The organism is Bacteroidales bacterium (assembly GCA_013141385.1).
GTDB lineage: Bacteria > Bacteroidota > Bacteroidia > Bacteroidales > Tenuifilaceae > UBA8529.
This window is the reverse complement of sequence record JABFRB010000014.1, coordinates 224,031-240,428: the sequence shown is the minus strand read 5'-3', so window position 1 is coordinate 240,428 and position 16,398 is coordinate 224,031. Positions and strand designations below refer to the sequence as shown.

Below are 16,398 nucleotides of genomic sequence, written 5' to 3'. Positions count from 1 at the left end.
TAAAATAAACCGATAAGTAATCAGTATTTGCCTTCCATCTTCTGACTTCGGACTTCCATCTTCGAGCTTCCATCTTCTGACTTCCTTCTTTTTACACTCCCCTTGCCTCAATATTTTTACCAAATATTTCTTCGAGGATATTTTGATATCTATCGTATAGAATTTTTCTTCTAAGTTTAAGGGTAGGTGAAAGTTCTCCTGTTTGAGAGCTCCACTGCTCTGTTACCATGCGGAAACGTTTGATCTGTTCGAATTCTCCAAGTTGTTTGTTAATTACATTTACCTCTTTCTGGTAACGAGCAATCACTTCGGGCATTGTAATTAACTCTTTATTGTTCTCAAAATGAACCTTATGTCTTGAACACCAATCGTGAAGGAAACTAAAATTCGGAGAAATTAATGCGCTAACAAATTTTTCGTTCTCGCCAACAATCATGGCTTGTTCAATAAAAAAGGATTCTTTAATCTTATTCTCAATTACCTGAGGAGCAATATATTTACCATTTGACATTTTGAATATTTCCTTTTTGCGGTCGGTGATTACAAGAAATCGATCATCATCTATATGCCCTATATCACCTGTGTGAAACCACCCATCATCGTCAATAGATTGATTGGTCAGGTCTGGATCTTTGAAATATCCTTTCATCAAGTTTGGGCCTTTCATAAGGATTTCACCATCCTCAGCAATTACTACCTGAACATTTTCCAAGATTGGCCCAACGGAACCAAATCGAACGCTATTTGGTGCTTGAAAATGATTTACAGAGATAACAGGGGATGTTTCTGTTAAACCATAGCCTTCAAGCACGGGTATTCCAGCAGCCCAGAAAACACGGGCTAATCGGGGTTGAAGGGCTGCTCCTCCACTTATAATTAGTTTCATCTCACCACCAAGAGCCTCAAGCCATTTGCTAAAAATAAGTTTGCGTGCAACTTTAAGTTGTAATTCGTATAGAAATCCATTTTTACCATTAAACTCATATCGAAGACCTAGGTTAACAGCCCAAAAGAAGATAAACTTCTTAATCCCCGATAAATCTTTTCCCTTGGCAATGATTTTATTATAAACTGTCTCTAATACCCGAGGTACTCCACAAAAGGCATTTATTTTTAGCTCCCTGATATTGTCACCTATAGTTGCCATGCTTTCGGCATAGTAAATGGTCATTCCCGTATATTGAAAAATATAATTTACCATTCTTTCAAGCACATGGCATAGGGGAAGGAAGCTTAAGGTCCTGTCGCCTGCTTTAAGAGGAAGCCGGGGAGAGGTGGCGACAACATTACTCAAAAAGTTCTTGTGTGAAAGCATTACTCCTTTTGAAAGTCCTGTAGTTCCTGATGTGTAGATTATTGATGCAATATCGTCAGGTTGAATAGAGTCTTTAATAACTTTTAATTCATCTTTAAATTGATTGGCAACTACCTTCCCATTTTTGGAAATATCTTCCCAAAAAGGGATATCATCAAATTTAGTAAATGTATAGATTCCAATTAATTCGGGTATGTCAGATACTAAAGGCTTAATTTTATCGTAAAGCAATTTGTTTTCAACAAAAATTATTTTTGACTCAGAGTGCGATAAAATGTGCTTATACTCATCGTTACTTATTGTTGAGTAAATTGGTACATGCACCATTCCTGCTTGACCGGCAGCCATATCTACAAAATTCCACTCTGGCCTATTATTTGAAACTGTAGCAATTTTATCGCCTTTCTTTAGGCCTAAAGCCATTAACCCATAACTAAGGTTATCAGAATTTTCTTTGTATGCATGGATATCATATTCAATCCATTTTCCATTTTGTTTATATGCAAGAACGGTTCTTCCATTATAAATGTCGATACCGTGTTCAAGAATATCAAATGTTCTGGTTGCTGCCATACTAAAAATGTTTAGGATTTTATAAAAAAATCAAAAATAAGAAAAAGATTGAAAAATAATCAAACGAGCGTTTAAATTTATGAGAGATACAACAATAAAATTGGTTATTGGTTTATTTGGTGATTTTAAAGAAAAATATTCTGGGGAAATTGGTTCTTAAATCCTTTTATTGAGGAACTTTTTCAAGTCTTGAAGTATCAAATCCTAAAGATTCGACTTTATTGATTAAAATATTATAGGTAGGCTCATCCATTTTTATTGATCGACTTAATATCCAAAGATAATTTTTAGAGGAGCTACCAACCAATACATACTGATAGTTTTCGTCCAAATCAAGAATCAAATACTCCCCCCCGAAAGGCCAGAAAAAATATACCATAAACCTACCTGGAACATTAGGATCGGGTACTTTGGCAAACCCTTTTGCACGTTTCAGTTTGCCCGATAACGATTCTTTGAATCCTTGATTTATAACCTCTACCTTCCCGTTTTTCTTTAGTGAGTAGGTTGCTGAAACTCCAACCAACCCTTTCTCAAATGAGTGAGGGAATCGAGCAATCTCGTACCATTTACCCATATAACGTTCCAAATCTATTTTATCAACAGTTTTCATGGCATTTGACTGTGTTTAAGCACTATTTACACAACTAAAAATGATAGCCACAGTAATTGCAGCAATCATTAAGTAAACCTTTTTGTTCATATTCAATCTATATCTACTGATACAGAAACATTTCAAATGGCAAAATGTCTTAAAAGTGATTTAGAATTTCAGTTGATATATATCAACATTATCAGAATGAAGTAAATCAATCGTAAGTTTGTACTATGTTTTATAATATGCATATACACTATATTACCTATAAGTGAAACACACTCCATTGTCATTCCGGGCGAAGTCCCGGAATCTAGTTAAAGAGATGGATTCCTGCATTCGCAGGAATGACAATTTGGATTATTTATTTTTCACTAGGTATTATTGCGGACAATCAAATTTTATAATTATGAACTATAAGACTCTCCTTTTACAACTAAGTGCAATTTTATTAATTGCTGTTGGGTGTTCACCCAGAAGCGATAAGGATGTCATCGCAGATATTTATAAAACTGCAAGTTGCGACTCAACTTCTTATCATAATCTTAGAATTCTAAGTAAGAATTACCCGAATAGACTTTGTGGTACTTCAATTTCAATTAAGGCAATTGAGTATATGAAGGAGGTGATGGAGGGCGAGAAATTTGATACAGTTTACCTTCAGGAATGCACTGTTACACATTGGGATAGGGGAGCAAAGGAAGTAGGTACAGTATACTCTTCAAAAAAGGATAAAATTAACCTTGCAGTTTGTGCTTTAGGAAATTCAGTTGGCACATCGGCAAATGGCATTAAAGCGGAGGTTGTTGAGGTAAAATCCTTTGAGGAATTGGATGAGTTGGGCGAAAGGATTGTGAAAGGGAAAATAGTATTCTTCAACAAGCCCATGGATCCTAATAAAATAAATTCGTTTGAGGCATACGGGGAGGTAGTTGGATTTAGATTTGCGGGAGCATCCGTTGCTGCAAAATATGGTGCAGCGGCTATTTTGGTAAGATCGTGTACAACTGCAATTGACACTTTTCCACATACTGGTGTTATGAGGTATAGAGATTCTAAGGAAATCCCTGCTTTTGCTGTTTCTACAGTACATGCTGATATTCTGAGTAAACTACTTAAAGAAGATTCTACCCTAAGCCTTTACCTAAAATCCGATTGTAAATTTTTAAGCGATGAAAAATCCTACAATGTTATTGGTGAGATAAAGGGTAGCGAGTTCTCCGATGAGATAATTACTGTTGGTGGACATCTTGATACTTGGGATATTACGGAGGGTGCTCACGATGATGGTGGTGGTTGCGTTCAATCCATTGATGTTTGGCGTATTTTTAGTAAAATTGGATATCATCCAAAAAGAACACTTAGAGTTGTAATATTTATGGACGAGGAGATGAATCAACGCGGAGGAAGAAAGTATGCTGAAATGGCTCGTTTAAATAACGAGAAACATATTTTTGCACTTGAATCCGATGGTGGTTGTGATAAGCCTATTGGTTTTTCTTTAGAAACGGATGATATTAATTTTAGGAAAGTAGAACTTTATAGTAGTTTTTTTAAACCCTATGGTATTAATAATTTTATAAACGAGGGAAGCGGAGTGGATATTGGGTTTTTGAAGGATCAAAATACTGTTTTAGCAGAATTAATGGCAGATCCAACTCATTATTTCGATTATCACCATAGCGGTTACGATACGTTTGAAAGGATTAACAAGGATTTTCTAGAACAGGGTAGTGCTACAATGGCATCGCTAATTTACTTGGTGGATAGGTATGGGTTAAAGTAAAACATTGTAGTAATGCAGTATAGATTTTTTGTAGTACCGCTTTGATTTTTAATACTGCATCACTGCAAAATAATAACTTTTATACTTATTGGCTTATACACTTGTCAACTACTTATATATACTCATCCCAACTTCTAATATCCAGATCCTCAATCTTCTTATTGCAGATAGCAAATAGAAATGCTGAGGCAAGTCGGGCATTTGTTATTAATGGTACATTGAAATCGATAGCTGAGCGGCGTATTGAGTAGTCGTTATCTAGCTCTTTTCTCGATAAATTCTTTGGAACATTGATTACCATTTCAACTTGACGATTTTTGATAAGTTCTATACTATTAGGCGAGTCAGATTCATCAGGCCAAGCAACAGGGATTGCACTTACTCCATTTTCTTTCATAAACTTAGCGGTCCCTTTGGTTGCATAGATTGTAAACCCTTGCTGTTGCAAGAGAATTAATGGTTCAACAAGTGCAATCTTCGATCTTAATGGACCTGATGAAATCAGAATGCTTTTCTGTGGAATTCGATGACCAACTGAAAGCATTGCTTTAATCAGAGCATCATCAAAATCGTTGCCGATACAACCCACCTCACCTGTTGAGGCCATTTCAACGCCAAGTATTGGGTCGGCTTTTGAAAGTCGACTAAACGAAAACTGTGAAGCTTTAATTCCCACATGATCAATCTCAAACATCGATGGTGGTAAAGAGTTAGGCATTCTGCCTAGCATAAAGTTGGTTGCCGCTCCAATAAAATTGTATCCAAGTACCTTTGAAACAAAAGGGAAACTACGACTTGCGCGAAGATTACATTCAATCACTTTAACATCATTGTTCTTTGCAAGTAGTTGCATGTTGAAAGGCCCTGTGATATTTAGCTCCTTTGCAATATTGCGTGCAATCTTACGTATTCTACGAATGGTTTCGAAGTACAATTTTTGGGGTGGAAATACCAATGTTGCGTCTCCTGAGTGAACCCCTGCAAACTCAACATGTTCCGATATTGCATCCATCATCACTTCACCATTGTTAGCAACAGCATCGTATTCAATCTCTTTTGCACCTTCGATAAATTCACTGACCACCACAGGGTGATTCTTTGATACATTCGCCGCTAATTGAAGATAGTCCTTTAATTCATAAGAGTTTGAAACAACATTCATCGCTGAACCGGAGAGTATATATGATGGGCGAATCAAAACGGGGTATCCAACCTCACCAACAAATTTTTCGACCTCATCAAAGGTTGAGAGTTGTTTCCAACGAGGTTGGTCAATCAGCAACCTGTCAAGCATCTCGGAAAATTTTTGCCGATCTTCGGCTCTATCAATGTTTTCTGGAGTTGTGCCTAAAATTTTGATCCCTGCATTATACAACCTCATTGCCAGATTATTGGGAATTTGACCGCCAACTGAAACGATTACACCGATAGGTTTCTCAATCTCAATAATATCTAGAACACGCTCAAAGGTTAGCTCATCGAAGTAAAGCCGATCACAGATATCGTAATCGGTGCTTACCGTTTCGGGATTGTAATTAATCATTACGGATCTGTATCCCATTTTTCGGATTTCATTCACTGCGCTTACTGTGCACCAGTCGAATTCAACGGAACTACCAATTCGATATGCTCCTGAACCCAGTACTATAACAGATTTATCCTTTTTATCATAGATTACATCATTTTCACTCCCATTATAGGTTATATACATGTATGCTGTTGATGAGGGATATTCAGCAGCAAGTGTGTCAATTTGTTTAACTACAGGATATATCCCTAATTTTTTTCGATACTCTCTTACGATATTTTGATAACTCTCAATTTCAATTGGTAATGGATTGAAAATTAATCTCGCAAGTTGAAAATCAGAGAATCCCATTCGTTTTGCAATGTACAGGGTGTCAAAATCAAGATTATCTATTGATTTTATTTTCTCTAGCGTTTGTTTAAAGGTTGTTATGTTTGCCAATTTCTCTAAAAACCAGACATCAATTGCGGTCAGCTTATGAATCTTTTCAATGGACCACCCTTTTTCTAAAGCCTCTGCTACTGCAAAAATTCGTTGATCGGTAGGGTGGGAGAGTGATTCCTCAAGGTCTGAGTATGATATCTTTGGGTTGGCAACCAATCCATGCATTCCCTGTCCAACCATTCTCAACCCTTTTTGAATAGCCTCTTCAAATGTTCTTCCTATCGCCATTACCTCACCAACGCTTTTCATCGACGAGCCAATCTCGCGGGTTACCCCTTGGAATTTATTTAAGTCCCATCTTGGTATCTTAACTACTATATAGTCAAGGGCTGGCTCAAAGCAAGCGGTAGTGGTTTGTGTAACTGAATTCTTAAGTTGATGTAACCCATAACCTAAACCTAATTTGGCAGCTATAAAAGCTAACGGGTAGCCTGTGGCCTTTGAAGCCAATGCTGATGAGCGAGATAAGCGGGCATTCACTTCAATTACTCTATAATCCTCACTATCGGGGTCGAGTGCGTATTGAACATTACACTCTCCAACAACACCTAAGTGTCGAATTATCTTTATAGCTAGTGTTCTCAGTTTGTGATATTCCGAGTTCGATAGTGTTTGCGATGGAGCAACAACAATACTTTCCCCGGTATGAATTCCAAGAGGATCTAGGTTTTCCATATTACAAACCGTAATACAATTATCAAATCTATCACGCACCACCTCGTATTCAACCTCTTTCCACCCTTTAAGCGATTCTTCAACAAGTATTTGCGATGAGTATGAGAATGCATTAGTTGCAAGTGCCTTGAGTTCCTCATCATTGGAGCAGAATCCACTACCTTGACCGCCAAGTGTAAATGCAGCACGAATAATTAGCGGAAATCCAATTGTTTTCGCTGCTCCAATTGCATCCTCAATACTTTCAACTGCAATACTCTTGGGTGTTTTAACGTCAATTTCCCTGAGTTTACCAGCAAATAGTTCACGATTTTCTGTATTGATAATAGTTTCAACAGGTGTACCTAATACCTCAATATTATACTTTGAGAGTACACCGGTGTTATAGAGAGTTGTGCCACAGTTCAAGGCTGTTTGACCTCCAAATGAGAGATAAATCCCATCCGGTCGTTCCTTCTCAATAACCTTTTCAACAAAATAGGGCGTTACAGGAAGAAAATACACCTTATCTGCAATCCCTTTACTGGTTTGAACTGTAGCAATATTTGGATTGATAAGAACAGTTTTAATATCCTCCTCTTTCAACGCTTTCAATGCTTGTGAACCGCTATAGTCAAATTCGCCAGCTTCGCCTATTTTCAGTGCTCCTGAACCGAGCACAAGTATCTTTTTATATTGACTTTTCATCTGTTGGTCAATTATAAATTAAAATATTCTTTCACAGAGTAACACAGAGAAAAACTCTGTGCACCTCTGTTGCTCCTCCGTGAAACTCTGTGTTTATCTTTTATTGACATATTATTTCTTATTTTTTTCAATTAATGATAAAAATTCATCAAATAGAAACTCAGTATCCGTAGGTCCTCCTGCTGCTTCAGGGTGAAACTGAGCTGCAAAGAAAGGTTTTGTTTTATGCTTAATGCCCTCACAGGTACCATCGTTGGCATTTTCAAAAAGTACCTCCCATTCATCGGGCAGTGTTTTTTGATCTATTGCAAATCCATGATTTTGGGAGGTAATAAAGCACCTATCTGTACCTTTCATAATTACAGGTTGATTATGACTCCGATGACCATAGGGAAGCTTATAGGTATCGGCACCTGCAGCTAGAGCCATAAGCTGGTTTCCAAGGCAAATTCCCATAATTGGCTTATTACCCTCCAAAGCCTTTTTAAGATTCTTTATGGTAATTTCATTCATCTTAGGATCACCCGGTCCATTCGATAGAAAAAGGCCATCCCAATCATTGTTATTGAAATTGTAATTGTATGGAACCCTAGTAACAATGGTATCTCTGCTTATCAGGCATCTGATAATATTATTCTTAATACCGCAATCAACTAGTGTAATCCGATATTTTCCGTTCCCATAAACTTTTCTTTCTTTTACTGATACTTGCCCAACTAGATCCTCCTGATTAGGGTCGATGAATGGAATCTCTTTATCAAATTCAATTTTAGCAAGTGTTGTCCCTTTTTCTCGCAATTTCTTAGTCAGTACTCGGGTGTCAATCCCCGAGATAGCGGGAATTTTATGCTCAATTAGCCATTGCGAGAGACTCATTTGTGCATTCCAGTGGCTATAGCATTCGCTATATTCAGCAACAACCAATCCTGAAACTTGAATTCTATCCGATTCCCAGAACTGAAAGATATCATTTTCGGTTGCCTTTCCAGGGACGCCGTAGTTTCCAATAAGTGGATAGGTGGCAACCAGTATTTGCCCTCGGTACGAAGCATCTGTAAGACTTTCAGGGTAACCTGTCATTGCCGTATTGAAGACCAACTCACCTGCTGAAGCCCCTTGATATCCAAAGGAGTTGCCTATTAGTGAAGTGCCATCTTCAAGAATCAGTTTTGCTTTTATATTATCCATTTTTGCTGGGATTATTCCATAAAAAAGGTCGGTAATTAGCCGACCTTGAATTGAGGAAGATTTTTATTGAAGAAATTTCATTAGTTTCCGAATCGGGAAATGATAACGATAGAACAAAAAAAAAGTCTGCCGATAATGGCAGACTGTCAATATTAGAATGAGATATAGAATCTTCGAATCCTGTATGTTTTTGCGAAAGTAACTTTTCTTTACTTTGACCCATGTTGTTTAAATGAACGGACAAATGTAAAGCGAAAAGTATAAAATATCCAAATCTATTATCAAATATTTATTAACAAATAAATATTCAGCTAGTTATCCTCGTAAATGCATCGCTTTTTAATTACCCCTGACCCTGCTAGATTCTTACCTTTGGTAGTAAAACAGAATGATTACCTGCCGATTTGAGAGATATGTCTGCGTTAATTATATTTGGCGGAAAGTTAATTAATAATCATACATTCCGCCAAATATAACACTATTCAGTATTGCTGAAAAGCGCACTCAGATTCAGGTTATTGTCCACTAATCCGATGCTGTGAATATTTTGCTTAACCCCAAAGGTGCTTATAAATGTAAGTAGAACAGTCTTTTTTGTTCCAGTTTGAATTTTAAATCCGTTAATTTTATTTCTGAGTACAGTAGCATACGACTTATCAATAGAGAATTCACCAGCATAAAATTTAATTTCGCAGATATTTATCACCCCATCCTGCCTATCGATTAAAAGATCAATCTGTAACCCATCATTGGTATCATCACCTTTATATAAATAGCTCGATTCTTCTGAGTAAACACCGCTGATACCCATGGCCTGTTTAATATTTTTTGAATGTTTAAAACAGATGTTTTCAAATGCAAATCCACTCCAACTTTTCCATGCTGTGGATTGGCTTATTTTCTGCCATACATTAACATCTAGGTTTCGCCAAATATAAACAAGTTATTAGTTGATTTTAAACATATTTTTTCAATGTCGTTTAGTTAAGTTACAAGTCTGATAGGACTTGAATTTGAATAACCCCCAATGAAATTGGGGGAGTTGATAAAGGCTAACAAAACAACCCTGAAATGGGTTGAATATGCTTCTTTGTTTAAATATTCAACCCTTTTCAGGGTTAGTAACCAACAAACTTACCACCTCCGGTGTTACCGGAGGCTATTCATATTCAAGCCCTTCGGGCTTAACTAAACGATATTGATATTTCTTTAGTCATTGAATTCAAAAACTCAATTTTAAAGCGGATAGCTGTTCGATATCGATTAGCTGGTGATATAAAATAAGATTCCAAAAAAGAGATTTTTTCCCTAGATTGATTAAAAAGTAAAAATAATATAGATTGATATATATTATTTTGATAAAGAAGGAATTGTAATGCACATAACATAGAGTTAAACTTTTACTCTTCGCAATGTATGCCTATGTAGTTGGCGTAAACACAATAGAGCAAAAAAGAAAAAAGATGTAGACCAATTAATAGATACCAGCATACAATATATGGTCATACGTAATTAAAACTTAAACGGTTTGTTAAATGTGTCATTCGCTGCAAGTTAGTAGGTGGGTAGTTCTGAAATTCCCAACGTTTCATTTCGCTAATTCCAATTTTGAGTGCTCGTCTTTTTTGTTAATTTATGTTTGGGAAAAATATTGAGTTGGATTTACTCGCTTAACGGTTCGAAATACATTTTCGATAGATATTCTAAAATATTTTTAACGCCTGAAGAAATAAAAAATAATATTTATATTAACTCACAGTAATATATTTTTGTTTTTTCAAATAATTGTTTTATGTTTGCATCATATTTAGTTCTTTGAAAATTGATTTGATGTCTATTTGCTAAATGGAGTTCCTTTGACTGTCTGAAAAGACAACCTTTACAGGTAAACTAGCAGCAAACATTCATTACCTCTTCTGACAGTCGTATCACTTTGACCAGTCATGATAAGATGATTTTTGTTCATGTTGTTATTATGCTATAATATACTTTAAATAAGCAGGAATTTTAAGCGAGTGTACGAGAACATTGTTTACGCATTTAGGGAATAGACGCCTAACTACTCATATTACGCATTATTGAAGTAAGCAGGACAATAATGTTGTTGTCTTATAAACAATTAATAGTATGAGTAGGTTAAAACAAAATCAAGTCATTGATGATGCAATACAAAGTGTTGCATTTATCACGAAGAGCCAGTGTTCTCTTTCGGAAAAAGACGAAAAAGTCTTAAATGAAGCATTAGAAAGACTTCAATTCTTGAGGCGGAAAAAAGGTAAGACAGATGGGCAGATTCGAAAAGAAATTGCCCGAATTATTGAACTTCTTATTGAATTTTTCACTAAAGACTAAAATTGATGCAATCAAGATGTGAATTGAAAATCCGAACACTCTCTTAATTTTTTTTACAACTACAGAAATGGATTTAGGTAACATAATTAAAAATATCAGAAAGCAAAAAGGTCAGACCCAAAGCGAGTTTGCTCTTTCTTGTGGCATTACTCAAACTTATCTGTCTCAAATTGAAGGTAATTTGAAAGAACCCAATCTTTCAACTTTAAAATCAATAAGCAAAGGTTTAAATGTTCCTTTGCCTATTTTGTTCTTTTTATCAATGACAGAAGACGATGTTCAACCGAATAAAAGGAAAGCATTTCAGATTGTTAGCCCTTCTGTAAAATCTTTGGTAAATGAATTTTTTGTTGTCTAAAAATGAGGCATATAAAAAATATGAGTTTAAAAAACTATGCCACATTATTGGTTTTAAACAAAGTGAAATAGTTTCATTATTACACAAAATTAATTCCAATTATAAGGAATGGTCTGAAAAAAAAACTGATAAAAAGTCAAGAAAAGTAAAAACATATTTAGACGGCACTGAGAAAACTAGAACTTTTAGAAACCCATCCCAATTATTAAAAACTGTTCAATCAAGAATTAAAAATAATATTCTGAGTGGAATAGAGTTGCCTAAGACTGTGCATGGGGGCGTGAAAAAAAGAAGTAATGTAACTAACGCTAAACCACATCAAGGTAACAAATATATATTTACTACTGATTTACAGGAATTTTATCCCAGTATAAATTCAAAGAGAGTTTATGATGCTTTTATTAGATTAAAATTTTCTACTCATTTCTCACATTGGTTGACAACTCTTACAACTAAGGAAAATGAGTTGCCACAAGGAGCACCTACAAGCACTCATATTTCAAACCTTGTGTTTTTAGAAATAGATATTAAACTAATTGAGCTTTGCAACCAAAATGGTATTACCTATACAAGGTATATTGACGACCTAACTTTTTCTTCTCCGCAGGATTTTAGCCATAAAATAGAGGATATCCTTAAAATTATAACTTCGAGTAAATTTAAGATAAGTCAAAGGAAAACGAAATACAACGGTTCACAGACTGTAACAGGAATTAATATATTCTTAAATAAAATTGATGCTCCAGTTAATATAATCGAAAAATCCAAAATAGAAATTGAATCTGAATCAAAAATTAAACCTTACACAAATTATCGTAACAATATATTAAAAACAAATAGAAGGAAAAAAGCGTAGCCCGCAACACTCATCCAAAACCTCCCCATTTTAGTTCCTCATTAAAACCCAGCCCAAATCAATTCACCATCTCTAACATCTAAACTTTAAACCCACCAATTACATTCTACAATAGGATACAAACCTGCAAAACCAGTATTTATTTTATCGCATTTTGCGATATTATAATAAGTTAAAATTTATAAACTACTTATAGCAAAATAAATACGCAGGTATTGAATGCAAAAAATCCCCAATGCTTGGCATCAGGGATTTTTAACTATTTAATAGAATATATCAGATAATCATGTAATTGACTTAACCTAAAACCGCAACAGCTTTACTTATTGCAGCATCTAACCCTGCTGGGTTCTTGCCTCCGGCAGTAGCATAGAATGGTTGTCCACCGCCACCACCTTGAATCTCCTTGGCAGCCTCTCTCACAATATTTGAAGCATTCAGCTTATGCGATTCAATTAGCTTTTCATCAACCATAATGGTTAGCATAGCTTTACCTTCCGAAGTTGAGCCAAGAACCAGAAATAGATTTTCAACCTCGTTCTTTAGCTGGTAAGCTAAATCCTTTATTGCATCGGGGCTACTGATTTCAATCTTTTTGGCAATAATATTTACCCCATTTCTTGTTTCAAGGGATGATTTTAAAGTTGCCTTTAGTGCATGAACCTTCTCCTTCATCATCCCCTCAATCTCCTTGCGGAGGTTGGCATTCTCCTCAACCAGCTTTGATGCTCCTTGTAGTAGGTTTACAGGATTCCCTAGAATCTGCTTAACCTCTTTAATGCTATCAATTTGGGCATAAAGGAATTCTTCGGCTTTAACACCTGTAATCGCCTCAATCCTTCTTATTCCTGCTGATATTGCTCCTTCGGAGATAATTTTAATAAACCCAATTTGACCCGTTGTAGGAACATGAGTTCCTCCGCAAAGTTCAATCGATTCACCAAATCGTATTACACGTACAGAATCGCCATATTTTTCACCAAACAAGGCCATTGCCCCCATTTTAGAGGCTTGCTCCATCGACATATTGCGATGCTCGTCAAGTGGAATATTTTGTCTTATCTTTTGATTAACCAAAATTTCAACTTTTCGAATCTCCTCATCGGAAACTTTTTGGAAATGGGCAAAGTCAAAACGTAGGTATTCAGAGTTAACCAACGAACCTTTCTGCTCAACATGAGTGCCAAGTATACTCCTTAGAGCATGGTGGAGTAGGTGAGTTGCTGAATGATTATTGGCTATGCTTACTCTCTTTTCCAGATTAACCTTTGCCAAAAATTTGGCATTTGGGTTTATTGGGAGCTTATCAACCAAATGAATGGTTAGGTTATTCTCCTTAATTGTATTCTCAATATTTATAACCTCATTGTCAGTACTAATTGTACCTATATCACCCACTTGACCTCCCGATTCGGCGTAGAAAGGGGTTTTGTCGAAAACTAAATGGTACTGCTCTTTCCCTTTCGTTTTGATAGTTCTCATTCGGGCTATTCGAATTTCGGTTTCGAAAAGATCGTATCCAACAAACTGAACCTCATCTATTTTTAAAAGCTCTTGCCAATCGAATGTTTCAACAGCTGCATCTGACCTTGAGCGTTCCTTCTGACCTGACATCTCCTTTTGAAATCCTTCCAAATCAACAGAAAGGTTATTCTCTCTAAGAATAAGTTCGGTTAGGTCGATTGGAAAACCAAAAGTATCATAAAGAACAAAGGCATCTTTGCCCGATAGTTCCTTTTTATGGGCTTTCTTTAGTGAATCAATTTGTCCATCAAGCATCCTGATTCCTGTTTCAAGGGTACGCAAAAATGATGCTTCCTCTTCGTGTATTACTTTGGTAATCAGTTCTTGCTGGGAGACTAATTCGGGGAAATATTTTCCCATCTCTGCCGAAAGTACAGGAACTAGCTTATTGATGAATGGTTCGCGGAAGTTAAGGAATGTATATCCATAGCGAACAGCACGACGAAGGATTCTTCGAATTACATATCCAGCCTTCACATTCGAAGGTAATTGACCATCAGCAATTGAGAATGACACTGCTCTTAAATGGTCAGCAATCACTCGCATGGCGATGTCAAACTGTTTTTCTTTACCGTAACTTATACCGCACATTTCAGATATTTTACCAATAATGGGTTGGAAAACATCGGTATCGTAATTGCTTTGCTTGCCCTGAATAACCATCGAAAGCCTTTCGAAGCCCATGCCTGTATCTACATGCTTTGCAGGTAGTTGCTCCAACTGCCCATTGGCTTTGCGATTATATTGAATAAAAACTAAGTTCCATATCTCAATAACTTGTGGATGGCTTTTATTGACCATCTGATCGCCAGGAATTATCTTCTTATCTTCGGCATTTCTAATATCAACATGAACTTCAGAGCAAGGGCCACAAGGACCAGATTCGCCCATTTCCCAAAAATTATCCTTCTTTGAACCTAGTAGAATTCGTTCCTTTGGTAGATGTTTGCTCCAGTATTCGAAGGCCTCTTTGTCCATATCTATACCTTCCTCTGGACTTCCCTCAAATACAGTTACATATAGATTATTTCTATCGATTTTAAGAACATCAACAAGAAATTCCCACGCCCAATCTATCGCTTCTTTTTTAAAATAATCGCCAAACGACCAGTTACCAAGCATTTCGAACATGGTGTGGTGATAAGTATCGTGGCCAACCTCATCAAGATCATTATGTTTCCCTGAAACCCTAAGACATTTCTGAGTATTAGCTACTCTAGGGTGCTTTGCTGGTGAGTTTCCAAGAAAAATATCCTTGAACTGGTTCATCCCAGCATTAGTAAACATGAGGGTAGGATCATTTTTGACTACCATCGGTGCCGATGGAACAATCTGATGCATCTTACCACGAAAAAAGTCAAGAAACGCTTGTCTGATTTCGCTTGATTTCATATATTATTATGTTTTAATGATTTATTGAGTATTAGTTGACGGTTTAGTATCAACTTTTTTGTTAAAAACTTTGCAAAAATAAATATTTACCTTAGATTTGTCGCTATTCGTCAAAATAGAATCAATTTAAAAAGCTATAATTTAAAGAGATGGCAAAGATAAAATATCGATTTAATTCGCACACATTAAAATTTGACGTCATTTCCCATCCTTTACGTAAAAAGATTGCAAAGATAGCAATTCATTTATTAGTTAACATAACTATAGCCGCCACTTTAACTTATATCTATTCGATTTTTTTAGATACCCCTAAGGAAAAAAATATTAAGCGAGACATAGCCGACATTATTCTTAAGTACGATCTTTTTCAAAGAAAAATTCAAGAAAAGGGAAGTTTGGTAAATGATTTTCAAAAGAGGGATAATAATATTTACAGAGCAATTTTTGAAGCAGATACCATTTCCTCTTCACTTAGAGAAGGCGGTTATGGTGGTGTTAATAGATATAATGGTTTTGAAAAATATCAACATGCCGATTTACTTGTTAAGACATTTACTATGCTCGATAGGCTTAGCTGGAGGGTTTATGTTCAGTCAAAGTCTTTTGATGAGGTGACTATTTTAGCAAAGAATAAAGAGGCTATGACACAATGTATTCCTGCAATTCAACCAGTTTCGCTTAAAAGCATTTCTGCATACTTTGGATTTAGATCCGACCCTTTTACGCACAGACTTAAGATGCATTATGGCATTGATTTTACTGGTTCAATCGGTACTCCAATCCATGTTACAGGGGATGGCGTTGTAATTTTAGCAGAGTATACATTCGATGGCTATGGGAAAAATATTGTTGTTGACCATGGGTTTGGATATAAAACCCGGTATGCTCACCTTAGCAAAATCGATGTTAAGGCAGGTGATAAAGTTAAGCGTGGTCAGGTAGTTGGATTACTTGGAAATACAGGAAGAAGTACAGGCCCTCATTTGCATTATGAGGTTTTGTTGAGAAATTCTTCTACAGATCCTATTAACTATTTCAACGATATTACCATGGAGGATTACGATAAAATGGTAAAATACGCAACTATTGGAAAGACTGAAAGTTACTCTAACGATGATAATTAGA

At 36.0% G+C, this 16,398-nt stretch carries 11 protein-coding genes; 5 read left to right on the top strand and 6 right to left on the bottom strand.

Annotation, left to right across the window (positions count from 1 at the left end; all coding sequences use genetic code 11):
* Nucleotides 1-91 precede the first annotated feature (91 nt).
* Together HOO91_07630 and HOO91_07625 are read right to left on the bottom strand one after the other, a co-directional pair.
* Nucleotides 92-1,888: a long-chain fatty acid--CoA ligase gene (locus HOO91_07630; GenBank protein NOU17411.1), complete on the bottom strand. Its 1,797-nt coding sequence runs from the start codon at nucleotides 1,886-1,888 to the stop codon at nucleotides 92-94.
* Between the two features lie 166 nt (nucleotides 1,889-2,054).
* Nucleotides 2,055-2,501 (bottom strand): lipocalin family protein, encoded by a 447-nt coding sequence (locus HOO91_07625; GenBank protein NOU17410.1) that lies wholly within the window; start codon nucleotides 2,499-2,501, stop codon nucleotides 2,055-2,057.
* A gap of 391 nt (nucleotides 2,502-2,892) precedes the next feature.
* Here HOO91_07625 and HOO91_07620 point away from each other — a divergent pair, with 391 nt between their 5' ends.
* Complete coding sequence (locus HOO91_07620) at nucleotides 2,893-4,269, top strand: M28 family peptidase (GenBank protein NOU17409.1); 1,377 nt, start codon at nucleotides 2,893-2,895, stop codon at nucleotides 4,267-4,269.
* Between the two features lie 112 nt (nucleotides 4,270-4,381).
* Here the strand turns inward: HOO91_07620 and carB are convergent, their stop codons facing one another.
* From carB to HOO91_07605, 3 genes are all read right to left on the bottom strand, one after another.
* The gene (gene carB, locus HOO91_07615) at nucleotides 4,382-7,603 is read right to left on the bottom strand and encodes a carbamoyl-phosphate synthase (glutamine-hydrolyzing) large subunit (GenBank protein NOU17408.1); all 3,222 of its coding nucleotides are present in this window, start codon (nucleotides 7,601-7,603) and stop codon (nucleotides 4,382-4,384) included.
* 111 nt (nucleotides 7,604-7,714) lie between these two features.
* Nucleotides 7,715-8,791 (bottom strand): glutamine-hydrolyzing carbamoyl-phosphate synthase small subunit, encoded by a 1,077-nt coding sequence (gene carA, locus HOO91_07610; protein NOU17407.1) that lies wholly within the window; start codon nucleotides 8,789-8,791, stop codon nucleotides 7,715-7,717.
* 478 nt (nucleotides 8,792-9,269) lie between these two features.
* A complete protein-coding gene (locus tag HOO91_07605) occupies nucleotides 9,270-9,602 on the bottom strand; it encodes an ATPase (protein NOU17406.1) in 333 nt (110 codons plus the stop codon).
* 1,316 nt (nucleotides 9,603-10,918) lie between these two features.
* On the opposite strand from HOO91_07605, the gene HOO91_07600 reads away from it, so the two are divergent.
* The 3 genes from HOO91_07600 (at nucleotide 10,919) to HOO91_07590 (ending at nucleotide 12,357) form a co-directional block, all read left to right on the top strand.
* Nucleotides 10,919-11,143: a hypothetical protein gene (locus HOO91_07600; protein NOU17405.1), complete on the top strand. Its 225-nt coding sequence runs from the start codon at nucleotides 10,919-10,921 to the stop codon at nucleotides 11,141-11,143.
* A 67-nt stretch (nucleotides 11,144-11,210) separates the two neighbouring features.
* Complete coding sequence (locus tag HOO91_07595; GenBank protein ID NOU17404.1) at nucleotides 11,211-11,501, top strand: helix-turn-helix transcriptional regulator; 291 nt, start codon at nucleotides 11,211-11,213, stop codon at nucleotides 11,499-11,501.
* Nucleotides 11,482-12,357 (top strand): RNA-directed DNA polymerase, encoded by an 876-nt coding sequence (locus HOO91_07590; protein ID NOU17403.1) that lies wholly within the window; start codon nucleotides 11,482-11,484, stop codon nucleotides 12,355-12,357. The genes HOO91_07595 and HOO91_07590 overlap by 20 nt, the downstream gene beginning before the upstream one ends.
* A 297-nt stretch (nucleotides 12,358-12,654) precedes the next feature.
* Here HOO91_07590 and alaS read toward each other — a convergent pair whose 3' ends face one another.
* A complete protein-coding gene (gene alaS, locus HOO91_07585) occupies nucleotides 12,655-15,273 on the bottom strand; it encodes an alanine--tRNA ligase (protein ID NOU17402.1) in 2,619 nt (872 codons plus the stop codon).
* Nucleotides 15,274-15,422: 149 nt separating this feature from the next.
* Here alaS and HOO91_07580 point away from each other — a divergent pair, with 149 nt between their 5' ends.
* Nucleotides 15,423-16,397: a M23 family metallopeptidase gene (locus tag HOO91_07580; protein ID NOU17401.1), complete on the top strand. Its 975-nt coding sequence runs from the start codon at nucleotides 15,423-15,425 to the stop codon at nucleotides 16,395-16,397.
* Nucleotide 16,398 lies beyond the last annotated feature (1 nt).

Coding starts and splice junctions, on each gene's coding strand:
- HOO91_07630 (NOU17411.1), bottom strand. CDS start 1,888: ATGGCAGCAACCAGAACATTTGATATTCTTGAACACGGTATCGACATT.
- HOO91_07625 (NOU17410.1), bottom strand. CDS start 2,501: ATGAAAACTGTTGATAAAATAGATTTGGAACGTTATATGGGTAAATGG.
- HOO91_07620 (NOU17409.1), top strand. CDS start 2,893: ATGAACTATAAGACTCTCCTTTTACAACTAAGTGCAATTTTATTAATT.
- carB (NOU17408.1), bottom strand. CDS start 7,603: ATGAAAAGTCAATATAAAAAGATACTTGTGCTCGGTTCAGGAGCACTG.
- carA (NOU17407.1), bottom strand. CDS start 8,791: ATGGATAATATAAAAGCAAAACTGATTCTTGAAGATGGCACTTCACTA.
- HOO91_07605 (NOU17406.1), bottom strand. CDS start 9,602: ATGGGTATCAGCGGTGTTTACTCAGAAGAATCGAGCTATTTATATAAA.
- HOO91_07600 (NOU17405.1), top strand. CDS start 10,919: ATGAGTAGGTTAAAACAAAATCAAGTCATTGATGATGCAATACAAAGT.
- HOO91_07595 (NOU17404.1), top strand. CDS start 11,211: ATGGATTTAGGTAACATAATTAAAAATATCAGAAAGCAAAAAGGTCAG.
- HOO91_07590 (NOU17403.1), top strand. CDS start 11,482: ATGAATTTTTTGTTGTCTAAAAATGAGGCATATAAAAAATATGAGTTT.
- alaS (NOU17402.1), bottom strand. CDS start 15,273: ATGAAATCAAGCGAAATCAGACAAGCGTTTCTTGACTTTTTTCGTGGT.
- HOO91_07580 (NOU17401.1), top strand. CDS start 15,423: ATGGCAAAGATAAAATATCGATTTAATTCGCACACATTAAAATTTGAC.